The 15,226-nt window shown below is 69.1% G+C and carries 16 protein-coding genes; 12 read left to right on the top strand and 4 right to left on the bottom strand.

Translation table 11 applies throughout. The annotated features are described in order from the left end of the window. Positions 1 to 10: 10 nt before the first annotated feature. The 7 genes from ACFQGD_RS01465 (at position 11) to ACFQGD_RS01495 (ending at position 6,467) form a co-directional block, all read left to right on the top strand. Entirely contained in the window at positions 11 to 661 is a 651-nt protein-coding gene (locus ACFQGD_RS01465; protein WP_345403624.1) for a response regulator transcription factor, read from the top strand. A gap of 215 nt (positions 662 to 876) precedes the next feature. Further along, on the top strand, positions 877 to 1,776 hold the full coding sequence (locus ACFQGD_RS01470; RefSeq protein WP_345403627.1) for an ABC transporter ATP-binding protein: 900 nt from the start codon (positions 877 to 879) through the stop codon (positions 1,774 to 1,776). 39 nt (positions 1,777 to 1,815) lie between these two features. Beyond that, positions 1,816 to 2,574 (top strand): ABC transporter permease, encoded by a 759-nt coding sequence (locus tag ACFQGD_RS01475; RefSeq protein WP_345403630.1) that lies wholly within the window; start codon positions 1,816 to 1,818, stop codon positions 2,572 to 2,574. A gap of 281 nt (positions 2,575 to 2,855) precedes the next feature. Further along, positions 2,856 to 3,479, top strand: coding sequence for a hypothetical protein (locus ACFQGD_RS01480; RefSeq protein WP_345403633.1), 624 nt, complete (start codon positions 2,856 to 2,858; stop codon positions 3,477 to 3,479). 122 nt (positions 3,480 to 3,601) lie between these two features. Then, positions 3,602 to 4,243 (top strand): tRNA (guanosine(46)-N7)-methyltransferase TrmB, encoded by a 642-nt coding sequence (gene trmB, locus ACFQGD_RS01485; RefSeq protein WP_345403771.1) that lies wholly within the window; start codon positions 3,602 to 3,604, stop codon positions 4,241 to 4,243. Between the two features lie 29 nt (positions 4,244 to 4,272). Then, positions 4,273 to 5,595 (top strand): amidohydrolase family protein, encoded by a 1,323-nt coding sequence (locus tag ACFQGD_RS01490; RefSeq protein WP_345403636.1) that lies wholly within the window; start codon positions 4,273 to 4,275, stop codon positions 5,593 to 5,595. A 77-nt stretch (positions 5,596 to 5,672) separates the two neighbouring features. Next, on the top strand, positions 5,673 to 6,467 hold the full coding sequence (locus tag ACFQGD_RS01495) for a CAP domain-containing protein (RefSeq protein WP_345403639.1): 795 nt from the start codon (positions 5,673 to 5,675) through the stop codon (positions 6,465 to 6,467). A gap of 3 nt (positions 6,468 to 6,470) precedes the next feature. On the opposite strand, the gene ACFQGD_RS01500 is transcribed toward ACFQGD_RS01495, so the two are convergent. Continuing rightward, positions 6,471 to 7,148, bottom strand: a complete 678-nt coding sequence (locus ACFQGD_RS01500) for an SDR family oxidoreductase (protein WP_345403774.1) — start codon at positions 7,146 to 7,148, stop codon at positions 6,471 to 6,473. Between the two features lie 150 nt (positions 7,149 to 7,298). Between ACFQGD_RS01500 and ACFQGD_RS01505 the strand changes: the two genes are divergently transcribed. The 3 genes from ACFQGD_RS01505 to ACFQGD_RS01515 all read left to right on the top strand — a co-directional run bounded on the left by ACFQGD_RS01505 (position 7,299) and on the right by ACFQGD_RS01515 (position 10,845). Continuing rightward, positions 7,299 to 7,925, top strand: a complete 627-nt coding sequence (locus tag ACFQGD_RS01505; protein ID WP_345403642.1) for a heme-binding beta-barrel domain-containing protein — start codon at positions 7,299 to 7,301, stop codon at positions 7,923 to 7,925. 68 nt (positions 7,926 to 7,993) lie between these two features. Beyond that, positions 7,994 to 9,598, top strand: coding sequence for a LuxR C-terminal-related transcriptional regulator (locus tag ACFQGD_RS01510; protein WP_345403645.1), 1,605 nt, complete (start codon positions 7,994 to 7,996; stop codon positions 9,596 to 9,598). A 95-nt stretch (positions 9,599 to 9,693) separates the two neighbouring features. After that, positions 9,694 to 10,845, top strand: coding sequence for a class I SAM-dependent methyltransferase (locus ACFQGD_RS01515; RefSeq protein ID WP_345403648.1), 1,152 nt, complete (start codon positions 9,694 to 9,696; stop codon positions 10,843 to 10,845). Between the two features lie 3 nt (positions 10,846 to 10,848). Here the strand turns inward: ACFQGD_RS01515 and ACFQGD_RS01520 are convergent, their stop codons facing one another. Together ACFQGD_RS01520 and ACFQGD_RS01525 are read right to left on the bottom strand one after the other, a co-directional pair. Beyond that, complete coding sequence (locus ACFQGD_RS01520; protein WP_345403651.1) at positions 10,849 to 11,490, bottom strand: class I SAM-dependent methyltransferase; 642 nt, start codon at positions 11,488 to 11,490, stop codon at positions 10,849 to 10,851. A 2-nt stretch (positions 11,491 to 11,492) separates the two neighbouring features. Next, positions 11,493 to 12,338 carry an aminodeoxychorismate lyase gene (locus ACFQGD_RS01525; protein ID WP_345403654.1) on the bottom strand — a complete coding sequence of 282 codons (846 nt, stop codon included), beginning with the start codon at positions 12,336 to 12,338 and terminating at the stop codon, positions 11,493 to 11,495. Positions 12,339 to 12,385: 47 nt separating this feature from the next. On the opposite strand from ACFQGD_RS01525, the gene ygfZ reads away from it, so the two are divergent. Together ygfZ and ACFQGD_RS01535 are read left to right on the top strand one after the other, a co-directional pair. Continuing rightward, complete coding sequence (gene ygfZ / locus ACFQGD_RS01530; protein ID WP_345403657.1) at positions 12,386 to 13,525, top strand: CAF17-like 4Fe-4S cluster assembly/insertion protein YgfZ; 1,140 nt, start codon at positions 12,386 to 12,388, stop codon at positions 13,523 to 13,525. A gap of 90 nt (positions 13,526 to 13,615) precedes the next feature. Beyond that, the gene (locus ACFQGD_RS01535; RefSeq protein ID WP_345403777.1) at positions 13,616 to 14,164 is read left to right on the top strand and encodes an RsiG family protein; all 549 of its coding nucleotides are present in this window, start codon (positions 13,616 to 13,618) and stop codon (positions 14,162 to 14,164) included. A gap of 36 nt (positions 14,165 to 14,200) precedes the next feature. On the opposite strand, the gene ACFQGD_RS01540 is transcribed toward ACFQGD_RS01535, so the two are convergent. Next, positions 14,201 to 15,106 (bottom strand): DUF8083 family protein, encoded by a 906-nt coding sequence (locus tag ACFQGD_RS01540; protein ID WP_345403661.1) that lies wholly within the window; start codon positions 15,104 to 15,106, stop codon positions 14,201 to 14,203. Positions 15,107 to 15,226: the final 120 nt, after the last annotated feature.

Genomic DNA, 15,226 nt, shown 5'->3' on the forward strand with positions numbered 1-15,226 from the left:
GGGGAACGCAGTGATCCGGGTTGTGCTTGTGGACGACCAGGAGCTGATGCGCGTCGGCTTCCGGATGGTGCTCGGCGCGCAGCCCGACATCGACGTCGTCGCTGAAGCGGGTGACGGCGACGCCGCGGTTCGGCTCGCCAAGCAGCACCAGCCGGACGTGGTGCTGATGGACATCCGCATGCCGAACCTGGACGGCGTCGAGGCCACCCGACGGATCGTGGCGGCGGACACCGCGCGCGTGCTGGTGATGACGACGTTTGACCTGGATGAGTACGTCTACTCCGCGTTGCGCGGCGGGGCGAGCGGGTTTCTGCTCAAGGACACGCCGCCTGACGAGCTGGTGTTCGCGATCCGGTCGGTGGCGTCCGGCGATGCCGTCGTCTCGCCGAGCATCACCCGGCGGTTGCTCGACCGGTTCGTCGACTCGGCCGGTCCGACCCGCGATTCCGCCGTGCTCGACGTGCTGACCGAGCGGGAGCGCGAGGTGTTGGCCCTGGTGGCACGCGGGCTGTCCAATACCGAGATCGCCGGGAAGCTGTACCTGTCAGAGGCCACGGTGAAGACGCACGTCGGGCGGGTTCTGACGAAGCTTGACCTGCGCGACCGGGTACAGGCGGTGGTGCTCGCGTACGAGACCGGGCTGGCGCGGCCGGGCGTCTGACCGTTCGCGACCGCGACCAACACCGGGTGTGACTCGCGAAATGGGGGACGGATCAGGGTCTTCACCGATACCGGACTGGGACTGTGTGCTGGCAGGGTGCTACGTGGGTCGGGGGAGGAAATCGACCCCAGGGATGACGCGCGATGACCCGTGACTGCCCGAGCATGGCAGTCGCGACCGATTGGCGCGCCACAGGCCGGACCAAGGGAGACACCATGATCGAGGCGAAGGGCCTCACCAAGCGCTACGGCGACACGCTCGCCGTCAACGACCTGTCGTTCCAGGTGCGACCGGGCACGGTGACCGGCTTTCTCGGGCCGAACGGCGCGGGCAAGTCGACGACGATGCGCATGATCCTCGGCCTTGACCGGCCGACGAAGGGCACCGCGACCGTCAACGGCAAGCACTACCACGAGCTGAAACACCCGCTGCGCACCGTGGGGGCGCTGCTCGAAGCCCGGTGGGTGCACCCGAACCGGTCCGCCCGCGCGCACCTGACCTGGCTCGCGAAGGCAAACGGCATCCCCAAGCGCAGGGTGGAAGATGTGCTGGACATCGTCGGCCTGACCAGCGTGGCCAGCAAGCGTGCGGGCGGGTTCTCGCTCGGCATGTCGCAGCGGCTCGGCATCGCGGGCGCGCTCCTCGGCGACCCGGAGGTGCTGCTGTTCGACGAGCCGGTGAACGGTCTCGATCCGGAGGGCATCCTCTGGATGCGCAAGTTCATGCACCGGCTCGCGGACGAAGGCCGCACGGTGCTCGTGTCAAGCCACCTGCTGTCGGAGATGTCACTGACCGCGAACGAGCTGGTCGTCATCGGCAAGGGTGAGTTGGTCGCGCAGAGCAGCACGGCGGACTTCGTCGCGCGCGCCACCGAACAGACGGTGCGCGTGCGCTCGCCGCAGCTTTCGGTGCTCGTCGATGTCCTCTCCGGCGAGGACGTTGGTGTCCGCGAGGAGGACGGCGGCGTCGTTGTGTCCGGAATGGACAGCGAAAGCATCGGCGAGTTGGCCGCCAAACACAGCATCGTGCTGCACGAGCTGAGCCCGCAGCAGGGCTCACTCGAACAGGCCTTCATGCACCTGACCGGCGACACCGTCGAATACGCCACTCAGTAGCTAACACTGACCAGCACCACACAGGAAAGCTGACACGACATGACTCTGCTCGCAGTAGAACGGATCAAGCTGTTCACGACCCGCTCGCCGTGGTGGTGCGCCGCCGTCGCGCTGACCATCGTCATCGGCTTCGCGGCGCTGATCACCGGCACCGCGCCGAGCGACTTCCCGATCACCGTCGCCACGTCGCAGTTCGGCTACAGCTTCGGATTGGCCGTGATCATGGTGCTCGCCGCGCTGTCGATCACCACGGAGTACCGCTTCGGCACCATCAAGTCGACGTTCCTCGCCGTGCCGAACCGCACCGCGGTGCTGCTCGCCAAGACGGGGGTCGTCGCGCTGCTCGCGCTGGTGATCGGGGAGATCGCGGCGTTCGGCGCGCTCGGCGTATCCGCGCTGCTGGCGCCGGGGAGCGACCTCGCGCTCAATAGTGCCGCCGACTGGCGGCAGGTCGCTGGCGTCGGCCTCGTTTACGCGATCACCGCCGTTATGGGCGTCGCCGTCGGCACGCTCGTCCGGCACAGCGCGGGCGCGATCTCGCTGCTGCTGATCTACGTGATGGTCGTCGAGACACTGGTGCCGATCATTCCGCGCGTTGGCGACGACATCTACAAGTGGTTGCCGTTCAACGTCGCCGAGAAGTTCCTCAGCGGTGACGGCGCCGTGCGGGGCGCATCGGAGGGGCCGCCGCTGTCGACGTCGACGCTGAGCCCCTGGGTGGCGCTGGCGTACTTCGCCGGTGTCGCGGCCGTGCTGCTGACGGCGGCGATCATGGTGGCACGCAGGCGAGACGCGTAAGGACACCCGTCGTGCGCCTTCGGGGTGCGCACGGTGGGTTTCGGGGATAGAGAGTCCGGGTCGCATTCGGGGGCGACCCGGACTCTCGCCGTATCGGAGTAGTAACGATTCGTGTTCATCCCGCGATACAGGGACTGAGACCCCAGTGCGGCGCTCGGCGAGCGATCACGGCTGTGACAGGTTAGGGTGCGAGCTTGTGAGAACTCTCACGAACGGCCGACATTAGTTCGCTGAGCAGAGAAAATGGGTATGTCCGTCATTGAGACGCCTTGGAGGTGACCATGACGGCGACTGAAACAACACAACGCAGCGGTAAGGACAGCGGTACCGATACCGCCGAGGATTCCGCTGCCGCCGATATCGCGCCGCCTGAGCAACGTAGCCGGTTGCGCGTCGAACCCACCGCTGGCCTGCAATGGTCGCAGGCGCTGGAACTGCCCCACTCCGCGACGGAGGCTACCCGCCCCGCCGAGATCCGTAGGGCCTACATCCACCGCGCGCCGGAGGCGCACGTGCTCGCGCTGTACCGCGAGGCTTGCGGCACCGACGAGCCTCGGCCGGATGTGCCAGCCCCGTGGTGGCTGCGCGCGCTCGCGCGGGAGGACATCGAATCGCGCACGACCGCGTTCCGCGTCGAGGACCGGATCGCGCAGTTGCTGCTGCCCCGGCCCGGCTGGGAGTTCGTGCCGTGGGCGGCCGACGGCGAGTCAGGGTACTGGGAGTTCATGCCGTCGGAGCGCGGGCCGTCCGGGTACACCGTGCCGACCACGGTCCTCAACACTGACAGGCACACCGGCTGGATCGACGTCCTGCCAGCGCACTCAGGAGCGACACCGGAACCGATCGCCATCTCAGGCCTCGCGGGGCTGCGGTCCCGGCTCGGTGAGATCGAGGCCATTCGCTGAGGTAGCGGTGTCCGGCCGCCGGGTGGGCGCTCGGTAAGGTCGTGCTGGTGAGCGCCCAGGAACGACCAACCAACGTGGCCCACCCACGCAGCGTGGTCAGCTACGTCAAGCGCGGCGGGCGGATGACCGTCGGGCAGGAGCGCGCATGGCGTGAGCACTGGCCCGCGCTCGGTAAGACGGTGTCCGAACTCGAGGGCACGCTCGACGTCGACGCGTGGTTCGGCCGCAAGGCCCCTGTCGTGCTGGAGATCGGTTCCGGCATGGGCGAGACGACGTCGGAGCTCGCCAAGCGCGAACCCGACGTCAACTACATCGCCATCGAGGTCTACGACGCTGGCCTCGGCCAGCTCATGCTGCGCGCCGAGAAGCTGGGCGTCGACAACCTGCGGCTGCTCCACGGCGATGCCGTCGTGCTGCTCACCGAGCACATCGCGCCGGAGTCGCTGGATGTCGTGCGGATCTTCTACCCGGACCCGTGGCCGAAGAAGCGCCACCACAAGCGCAGGCTGATCCAGCCGGAGTTCGTGCGGCTTGTCGCGTCGCGGCTGCGGGTCGGCGGAACGTTGCACCTCGCGACCGACTGGGAGGACTACGCCGAGCAGATGCGCGAGGTCTGCGACGGCGAGCCGTTGCTGCGCAACGTATACGCCGACGAGCCAGGTGGCTGGGCGCCGCGCCCGGACTGGCGGCCGGTGACCAAGTTCGAGTCCCGCGCCGAGCGGGAGGGCAGGGTCTCGCGCGACCTGATGTACGAGCGGCGGTAAACCTGGCGATTTCTGGCAGGATTCAGGCCATGCCGTTTCCGTTTCGTTTGCACGCCCCCGCGTTACTGCCCTGCGACCGCGATGACGACTGCCCCGTGGTGCGCGACGCCGCGTTGGACATCGATGCGACCGGGCGGATCAGTTACGCGGGGCCGAGGGCAGGGGCGCCCGCGCTTAACGACGCGACGGTCACCGAGCTGGACGGCATCCTGCTGCCAGGGTTGATCAACGCGCACGCGCACAGCCCGATGACGGTGCTGCGAGGTATGGGTGGCGACCTGCCGTTGCTGCGCTGGCTGCGCGAGGTGATCTGGCCCGCCGAGGCGCGCATGGGGCCGAAGGAGATTCGTGCCGGGATGGTGCTCGGCTCGATCGAGATGCTGCGCCACGGTGTCACCACCAGCGCGGAGATGTACTTCCAGGGCGACAAGGTCGCCGACGCGGTGCTGACCACCGGCGCGCGAGCGGTCATCGGCTGCCCGATCATCGACCTGCCAGGCATGGACTGGCGCGCCATGATCACCGAGGTTGACCGCTGGATCGATGCCGATGGTCTGCGGTTCGGGCCCGCCGATCGGATCGAGATCGGCTACGGCCCGCACTCGGCGTACATGCTGCCGGAGGACGCGCTGCGGGCGATCGCGGAGTCCGCGGTGCCGCGTGGCGCCTTGATGCAGGTACACGTCGCCGAGGCCCGGGATGAGGACGTCAGCCAGCGTGAGGGGCACGGTTCCGTGCCGAAGCTGCTGGACGCCGTCGGAATGCTCGACGGCAGGGTGCTCGCCGCGCACTGCGTGCACATGTCTGACGAGGACATCGCGCTGTTCGCGCGGCGCGGTGTCGGGGTGGCGCACTGTCCTGGCTCCAACGCCAAGCTGGCCTCCGGCATCGCGCGGCTGACCGATCTGCAGGCGGCTGGCATCGACGTCGGCCTCGGCACCGACGGCCCCGCCAGCAACGACGACCTCGACCTCTGGCACGAGGTGCAGCTCGCCGCGATGCTGGCGCGACTGTCTACGCGCGACTCGACGGCGTTGTCCGCCGAGGAGGCGCTGCTGATGTCGACCCGTGGTGGCGCGGCCGCGCTCGGCAGGGATGACATCGGCGTGCTCGAACCGGGCCGCTGGGCCGACCTGGTGCACGTCGACCTGGACGATCCGACGTTCGCCGGGGGCATCGACGTCCCCGATGAGCAGCTGCTGGCGAACCTCGTCTGGGGTGCTGGCTCCCGGCGGGTGCGCGACGTCTGGGTGGCGGGCGAGCAGGTGGTGTCCGCCGCGGAGCCGACCAAGGTGGACCGGGCGGAGGCACAGCGCGTAGTCCGTTCGGCGGGTGCGAAAGTGCGGGTCTGAGCTGCGAGGATCACGCGGAGTAAAAATTTCGCGCGAAGGGGTGGCGTAATCACCTGTTAGTGGTACGTTACCTGCCCGTGACCTACCACCGTGCGCATCGATCTCGGGCGCTGGCTGCCCTCCTCGGCGTGGTCCTCGGCGGTGTGACCGCCGGCGGCTACACGATCGCCACCGGCCAGACGGACATCGGCGCGGCGTTTCGCTCGCTGTCGGCGGAGATCGCGCTCGCCGACGCGCCGAACAACGGCGGTGCGGGCGCGGTCGGCACTGGCCCATCCCCCGTCCCCACGCCAGTGACGACATCGGACCGGCAGCCCGCTCGAGCTCCCGTCGAGACGACGTCGGCCAAGGCGAAGCCGAAACGTACGCCGAAGCCCACTACGACATCGCCAACGACGACGTCGTCCGCGCCGTCCCCGACGCGGACCACCGAGCGCACTCGGCAGCTCACCGTCACCCCCGAGGTGACGACGTCCCAATCGACGTCCAAGACCAGCGAGCGGCCCACCATGACCGAACGCGCGGTGCGACTGGTCAACGACGTTCGCGCGGACCATGGCTGCGGTGCGGTGTCAGTGGACGAACGCATCGAGCGAGCGGCGAACAAGCACAGCACCGACATGGCCGAGCGAGGTTACTTCTCCCACGACACCCCAGAGGGCGTCGGGTTCGCCGAGCGGATCGAGAACGAGGGTTACCCAAGCCCCGGCGCGGAGAACATCGCCAAGGGCTACCGCACCGCCGAGGACGTCATGGAGGGCTGGATGAACTCCGACGGCCACCGCGCCAACATCCTCAACTGCGACCTGAACACCATCGGTATCGGTCTCGACACCAACGGCTGGCTCTGGACGCAAGACTTCGGCTACTGAGCGTCACCGGGGTCGGATGCTCACCTCGGTGACGTGCGCGTCGTCCCCCGCCGTCACGGCGCTGAGCACGGCCTGCGCCACGGACTCCGGTCGCAGGAAGTCCGACGCTCGGTACTCGCGGCCTTCGCCAGCGATGATGCGCTCCTGCATGGCCGTGTCGGTGCGGCCGGGATGCACCGACGTCACGCGCAGCGACGACTCCTCGGCGCGCAACGCGTCGCCGAACGCCCGCAGCGCGAACTTGCTCGCCGCGTACGGCGCCCAGCCGGGCCGCGCGTTGTAGCCCGCGCCGGAATTGATCAGCACGACGTTCCCGGACGCCGCCCGTAGCGCGGGCAGTAGCAGCCGGGTCAGCTCCACGACGGCGAGCACGTTGACGTCGAAGTTCCGCTGCCACGCCTCCCTGTCGGCGTCCTCGATACGCCCCAGCGGTGCGACGCCGGCCGAGTGGACCAGGACGTCCAGCGCGTCGATTCCCGCGACTGCTGTTGCGACGGCGTCCGGGTCCGTTAGGTCGACGGCGAGTGGTTTGGCGTCCGGCAGTTCCTTGGCGAACGTGGCCAGCGCGTCCGCGTCCCTGCCGCCGAGCAGCAGCTGGTGGGTGGGGGCCAGGGCGCGCGCGATGGCGGCGCCGATGCCTTTGGATGCTCCAGTGACCAGTGCGAGTGGCATGGCTCCCAGTGTGCCGCCTCGTTCGGGTGCCGCGATCAACGGTGGGTTAGAGTAGCGAGCTGTGGAGATCCTGTTTTCGACCTTGCTTGTCCTGGCCATCGTGGCCACGACCTGGTTCGCGGCCTACGTCGTCTACCGGCTGTACGCAGACCAGGGCTGATGGCGGACAGCGGCAACGAAGCGGTCGAGGCCGCCGCGCGGCGCGCCGAACAGACGAGGGGCCGCAACATCAGGCCGTCGCCCGATCTGCCTGAGCTGCCCATCCCGGGCGACACCGCCAACCTGCGGGAAGGCGCCAACCTGAACGACGCCTGCCTCGCGCTGCTGCCGTTGGTCGGCGTCTGGCACGGCGAGGGCCAGGTCGACTATCCCACGATCGATGGTCCCGTCCGCTACGCGCAGCAGCTCACCATCGCGCATGACGGCAGGCCGTTCCTGTTCCACGAGGCCAAGTCGTGGCTGTTGGACGACGACGGCAACGTCATCAGGCAGGCAGCGCGCGAGGTCGGCTGGTGGCGCCCGCAGCCGGACGACACCATCGAGTTGCTCCTCGCCCACAACACCGGCGTCCTCGAAGTCTTCTACGGCAAGCCCCGCACGCAGACGTCGTGGGAGCTGGCCACGGACGCCGTGGTGCGCTCCACCAGCGCCAAGGAGGTCACCGGCGCGAAGCGCCTCTACGGCATCATCGCCGATGGCGACCTTGGTTACGTCGAGGAACGCGCGATGGTTGGCCAGTCGTTGCAGCCGCACACCTCGGCGCAACTGCACCGAGTGGCTGGCTGACGGTCCCGCCTGAGCGGTGGGCGGGTGCATACTCATCCACGACAGCCCTACTGTCGGGATGATCTGCGATGTCCGAAACGCTTGCCGAAGCTCGTGCGGCACACGCCAGCCGCGACTGGCCTCTGGCCTACGAACGGTTCGCCGCCGCTGACCCGGCGTCACTGAGCGCGGACGACCTCAACCGGTTCGGCGACGCGGCGTGGTGGCTCGGCAGGATCGATGACACGCTCGACGTCTCCGAGCGCGCGTACCGTGCCTACGTCGCCGAGGCCGCCCCGCGGCTGGCCGCGATGTGCGCATTGGACCTGGCGTTCCTGCGGTTCCTGCGCGCGGAGGACGCGCTCGGTGGAGCATGGCTGGCAAGGGCACGGCAGTTGCTCGCCGACGATGTGGACTGCGTTGAGCATGCCTACCTCCGCTACGCCCTGGACATCGACGCGGCCGATTTCGAGGACCCCGAGAGCGTTGTGCGGGCCGCCCGCGACATCCGCGCCTCGGCGCGCCGCTACGACGACGTCTGTCTCGCCACCATGGCGACCGTGGCCGAGGGCCGCGCTCTCATCGCGCTTGGCGACGTCACTGCCGGGCTCGTGCTCTTTGACGAGGCGATGGCCGTTGTAGTCACCGACGAGTTGCGACCGGACCGGGCTGGCAGCATTTACTGCAACGTCATCGCTACCTGCCACGAGCTGGTTGACCTGCGGCGGATGCGGTCCTGGACGGAAACGTTCGACGAATGGTGCGCCACCATGCCCGACGCCGTGGTCTTCACCGGCATCTGCCGTGTACACCGCGCGCAGCTTATGCAGACACGCGGCGACTGGACGCGGTCGGAATCCGAGGCACGCCGCGTGTGCGACGACCTGGCCGAGTTGGTGGTGCCCACCACGGCCGATGCGCACTACGTCGTCGGCGACTCGCTCCGGCTGCGTGGCGATCTGGACGCCGCCGAGCGCGCGTACCTGCGCGCGCACGAGCTTGGCCGTGATCCGCAGCCGGGGATGTCGCTGCTGCGGCTCGCGCAGAGGCGCGCCGACGTCGCCGCGCGCTCCATCCACGCCGCGCTCGCCGCCACGGCCGATCCGCTCGCTCGCGCGCCCCTGTGTTTCGCGGCCGTGGAGATCAACGTCGCCGCTGGCGAACTCGGCGTCGCTCGTAAGGCCGCAGACGAACTGGACGACGTCGCGCGCCGCTACCCGAGCCCCGGCTTGCACGCCATGGCTCGGCACGCGACCGGTGCCGCGCTGCTTGGCGAGGGACGGCCCGCCGACGCGCTGCCGATGTTGCGCCAGGCCTGCACCAGTTGGCTGCGGCTCGACGCGCCGTACGAGTGCGCGCGGGTCCGGCTGCTGCTCGCGAACGCCTACAGCGCGTTGGACGACCACGACGCGAGCGCGCGCGAACGGGACGCGGCCGAGGCGACCATGACCCGGCTCGGTGCGCCGCCCGTGTCCGCGCCGGACATCCTGGACGGCCTGTCCGCGCGCGAGGTCGAGGTACTGGCCCTGGTCGCGCACGGCAAGACCAACCGCGAGGTCGCCACGGAATTGGTGCTCAGCGAGAAGACCGTGGCGCGGCACCTGTCCAACATCTTCACCAAGCTCGGGCTGCCGACCCGCACGGCCGCGGCCGCCTACGCCTTCGAGCGCGGCCTCGCGCGCCGGAGTGGGTAACACGACCCATCGCCCGCCGAGAGGTTGCATGCTTCGGCCGATGTCGCGCCGGACGCTCTCCTCCTAGCGTCAAGCGCAGGACAAAGGAGGCAGCCATGAGAGCCACCGAAGACCTGCTTGCAGGGTCGAGCAGAACCACCGAAGACCTGCTTGCGGAGTCGAGCAGAATCACCGAAGCCGCTACCAACACCATTGACCAGGCCGCCGCCGAAGAGTTCGCCGAACGGCTGCTCGGCGACTACACCAGCGCCATGGTCACGCTCATGATCGACATCGGACACCGCACCGGCCTGTTCGACGCCGCCGCGGCCGGTCCGGGCACCAGCGACGACCTCGCACAGCGCGCGGGGCTGACCGAGCGTTACGTCCGCGAGTGGCTCGGTGCGATCACCACGGCGGGCATCACCACCTACGACCCGCTCACCCGCACCTACACCCTGCCCGCGGCGCACGCGGCCTGCCTTACCGGCGGCGGCGCCACCAACGTCGCCCCGCTCAGCCTGCTCGTCGGCCACCTCGGCACTCACATCGAGGACGTCGCCAAGGCGTTCCGCGAGGGCGGCGGCGTGCCGTACGAGAAGTACCGGCCCGGCTTCACCGACGTCATGGACGGCATCAACCGCGGCCTCTACGACGGCCAGCTCATCGACGGCATCCTGCCGCTGACCGGCGACCTGCCGGATCGGCTGCGGTCAGGCATCCGCGCCGCGGACATCGGGTGCGGCACCGGCCACGCGCTGACCGTGCTCGCCACAGCGTTCCCCGCGTCGACGTTCGTGGGTTACGACATCGCCGCCGACGCCATCGACCAAGCCCGCGCGGAGGCCGCCGATGCCGGGCTGGACAACGTGACGTTCGAGGTGCGGGACGTCGCCCACCTGCCTGCCGACGCGCGGTTCGACGCGGTGTTCGCGTTCGACGCGATCCACGACCAGGCCGACCCGGACGGCGTGCTGCGCGGCGTGCACGACGCGCTGGTGCCGGGCGGCAGCTTCGTCGCGGTGGACATCAAGGCGTCCAGCCACCTGGAGAACAACGTCGACAACCCGCTGGCGCCGATGCTCTACGCCGTCAGCACGCTGCACTGCATGACGGTCTCGCTCGCCTGCGGCGGCGCGGGCCTTGGCACGGTGTGGGGCGAGGAGTTGGCGCGGCAGATGTTCGCCGACGCCGGGTTCGAGGTCGTCTCCGTCAACGACGTGCCCGACGACCCGATCGACATCCTCTACCACTGCCGTCGGCCGTGACCCTCACGCCGCGGGCGTCGTCACCAGCAGGTGCGGCGCCCGCTGGCCCGTCCCGGACCTGCGGTGCTCCACCAAGTCGAGGTGCGCTGCCCGCAGCGCCGCGACGACGTCGTCGGTCGGCCGCACCGTGAAGCCGTGCCTTGTCACCGGCATCTCGGTCATGGCGTCCGGGTCGGCCATCCCGATCACGAACCTGCCGCCTGGCGCCAGCACCCCGGCGACCTCGGTGAACGCCCGCTTCAGGTCGTCGATGAAGTAGATGGTGTTGACCGTGATCACGCCGTCCACCGAGGCGTCGTCCAGTGGGAGCCGCGACATCGACGCCTCGTGAAGCTCTAGCGTCCCCGTGTCGATCGCCTTGGCGTACTTGCGACGCGCTCGCGCCAGCATCGCCTCGCTGACGTCGATGCCGTGCACGGTGCCGGATGGTCCGACCAGCTCGAGCAGCGTGCGGAGACCTGTCCCGCCGCCGAAGCCGATGTCGGCCGCCACCGCGCCCGGCTTCAGGTCAAGCGCCGCGATCGCGTCGCTAATGAGCTGCGCGTTGCGGTGGTTCAGCAGCATGCCGGTGAGCGCGCCACGCCGCCCCGTCGGGTGGCCGAGTTGCTTGGCGAGGCCACGCTCGAATGACTCACGGAGTCCCATGATCAGCGACGGTACTCGGCCTCGTACGCCGCGACGAGTTCCGCGTGCGATTCCCGCGCGTCGGGCAGCGGCTCGCCGTCCAGCGTGTGCACTCGGGTGATCTCGCGGATCGACGAGGTAAGGAAGAGCCCGTCCGCCGTGCGTAGGTCCTGGGTGCGGAGCGGCTCGACCTTGGTGTGCCATCCGGCGCGTTGCGCGGCGCGGAACAGCGCTGCCTGCGACGTTCCTGGCAGGATGCCGGTGGTCGGTGGTGGCGTGTAGAGGGTGCGGTCACGCGCGACGACCACTGTTGACGTCGGTCCTTCGAGCACCGTGCCGTTGGTGGCGAGGAAGATCGCGTCGTCGGCGCCGCGCCGGTTGGCCTCCCTGATGGCGGCCATGTTCACCGCGTACGACAGTGACTTCGCCCCGAGCAACAGCCATGGAGCGCGTTCGGCGAGGCCCTCGTCGATGCCCCTGTCGAGCGTCACCACGGCGATGCCGGTCTCGCGGGCGCGTAGGATCTTTTCATCCACGTCCATGCCCAGCGCGAACGCCAACGGCTCCCCGTCAGGGTCCGAGCCGCGGGTGCAGACCAGCTTGAGGACCATCTCGCGGTCGTGCGGCCAGCGGGTGAGCACCTCGTCGACGGTGCGTCGCCACCGGTTGACGTCTTGCTCGGGAAGGTCGAGCATCGCAGCCGAGCGGCGCAGTCGGTCGAGGTGTGGCCGCAGCTCGCGAGGATGGCCGTCCCGTACGAGGATTGTCTCGAAGACCCCGTCACCGCGTTGCAGACCGAGGTCGTCTATTCGTACCTGAGGTACGGCCGGATCCTCGACCGAGCCGTCGAGGAAAACCAGAACGCGCATAATGGTCAGGGTAGCTAGAAACCGGGGAACAACATCGAGGAGCTATTGTGCGGTCTCCCGTGCTCGGGCGGCAGGGCGCCGTCGCCCCGCCGGAAGGACATCCAGAAGCAGGTGTGCCGTGGCACTTCGGTGATCCGTTCGCCGAACAGCGGTCGGCGGTCAGGGCGGCGGCGGTCGTCGACAGGTCACACCGCCAGGTGCTGGCCGTCACCGGAAGCGACCGGCTGTCCTGGTTGCACCTCGTGATCTCGCAGCACGTCACCGAGCTCGCCGAAGGTCAGGGCACGGAGGCGCTGATCCTCGACAGCCACGGCAGGGTGGAGTCCCACCTCGTACTCGGCCACACGACGCTCGGCGGTGAGCCGACCGTGCTGGCCGACACCGATACCGGAGCCGAGATCACCAGTGCGTTGCCGAAGGGCGGCACGCAGTCAGTGGTGGCGTATCTGGACGCGATGCGGTTCTGGTCCGACGTCACCGTCGCCGACGTCACCGATGAGTGGGCGCTGTTGACGGTGCTCGGCCCGCATGCGGATGCCGTTCTCGAGGAACTTGAGCTGGACATCGACCTCGATTCCGAACGGTACGCCGTCGCGGCTGGGTCTGGCATCGTCGCGCGAAGAATGCCCGGTCCAGCTCCCGGCGGTATCGACCTGTTCGTGCCGCGCGCTGAGCTGATGGCCTGGTGGGAGCGGCTGGTTTCCGCCGGTGCCAGGGAAGCGGGCACGTGGGCGTATGACGCGCTGCGGGTGGAGTCCATGCGCCCTCGAAGGGGCGTCGACACCGATGAGCGCACCATTCCGCACGAGGTCGGTTGGATCGGCGGCGCTGCCCACGTCGCCAAGGGCTGCTACCGGGGCCAGGAGACGGTGTCGAAGGTGTTCAACGTCGGTAGGCCGCCGCGCAACATGCTCCTGCTGCACATTGACGGCTCGCAGGAGATCTATCCGGAGACCGGCGACCCGGTGCTCTACAAGGACCGCACCGTCGGGCGGGTGGGCACCGTTGTGCAGCATCACGAACTCGGCCCGATCGCACTGGCGCTGATCAAGCGTTCCGTGCCAGTGGACGCCGAACTGGTCGTTGGACAGGACGACCGGATGGCGCAGGCCGCGATCGACCCGGACTCCGTGCAGGAAGAAGGGCCCGCGCCGGGGAGGGACGCGGTGCAGCGGCTGCGTGGATGAGTGCTCGGTATCACAAGATCGACACCGCCATCCGCGTGATAATGCGGCCGGATGCTTGGCATCGGCCCTTACCTGGAGCACGATGTCGGCGTGATTGAAGTCCGCCCCGGCGGCAGGCGCCGCATCGATCGGGTGCTCGCCGCTGACTACGTTCATGGCTTGGAGCGCCTGACCCTCGCTGAGCTGCGGGCGCGGCGTGACGAGGCGGCGCAGGAGGAGACGGATCTGTCATACCTGCGGCGGCTGCTGCACGCGCGTATCGACATCGTGCGTGCCGAGCAACGCAGGCGCAGCGACGGCGGGTCGGCCGACGTGGTCGAGCAACTCGCCGAGATCCTCGCGGACGACGCGGTCGGCACGGTCGGCAGGCACCAGTCACTCGAACCGTCCAGGGTCGGGGAGCGCAGGAGGCTCACTGAAGCGCTGATCGCCGACGCGGGGTTGTCGGACGTCGCGTCGCTCTCCGATGACGCGCTGGAGCGCAGCCTCGCCGCCTTCGCCGAGGAGGAGCGCTCGGTGTCGGGCAGGCGACGTGAGGTGCAGGCGGTCGTCGACACGATCAACTCCGAGATCGCGGGACGCTATGCGCACGGTGCCGCGTCGGTGGACGACCTGCTCGCCGCCGAGCGTGACGGCTAACAGCGCCGCCTCGTGGACGTCTCCTAGCCGCGCTGGTCAGTTGAACCGCTCGCGGGCGGCCAGCTCGCCCCAGTAGTCGCGCAGCCCGGTGAAGAGATCGGTGAGTTCCTCGACGTCGCCGGACTCCAACGCGTCGAGGATGCTGTGCACTTCCTCGGCCGAGGTGTCCGACTCAAGCAGCGGGTCGGCGATGAGCTGCACCAGTCCGCCGTAGTCCAGCTCGACCGCGGACCTGGCGTCGAACGCGGCGAGCCATCGGTCGGTGTCGATGAGCACCTTCGTCGGCCCCTGGTCGCCGAGCACGTTCTCGGCGAGTTCGCGCGCTTTGGCGACTCTCCTGCGCGCGTCGGCCATCGCCACCCGCCAGGACAGCTCCCGCTCGGGGTCGTCCATCCCGGTGCCGAGGTTGAGTGTGCGCTGTTCGGGGTCGACCAGCGTGAACCACGGCAGGGGGATCGTCCAGGTCACCGACAGGACGTGCAACGCGGACGAGTGCACCTGGCCGAGCGCCGCCGAAGCTCTCGCGCGGGCTCCTTCGAGATTGATCTCGTTCGCGTCGAGCACGGCGGCCCGCAGCGCGGGGTGGGCGTCGTCGAGGAACGACGTCAGCGCCGCCGCCGAACGCGGGCGGAGTTCGAGCGGGCACACCAGCGGGCCGGGCCCGACGGTGACGCCCTCCGTGGTCGGCACGTCCTCTGGTCGGAGGACGAGGACGTCGGTCAAGCCGCTCGGCGCGGGCCTGCCGTCCGCGAGTTCCGCTGGGAGCAGCCGCGGCGGTTTGGTGAGCTGTGATTTGAGCCACATGTGCTCTTCGTGCGCGATCGAGTCCGTTCGGGTCATCGTCGCCTGCTCGACCGCCGCGACCAGCCGTTCATCCGGCGGATCACCGAAGGCCGAGAGCGGCTCGTAGACACGGAGGTAGGCACTGAACGGGCGGGGCACAGACGAATCGTGACACGGAGTGTGGCCGCACCGCTTCCCCGGGCGGCCAAAGGTGGCAATTTCGCGATGTGTGGTGGCTTCCACGCCATGCCGCGTCGCGTCCGCGAGGTAAGACACGGT

The organism is Haloechinothrix salitolerans (assembly GCF_042662605.1).
GTDB classification, from domain to species: Bacteria; Actinomycetota; Actinomycetes; order Mycobacteriales; family Pseudonocardiaceae; genus Haloechinothrix_A; species Haloechinothrix_A salitolerans.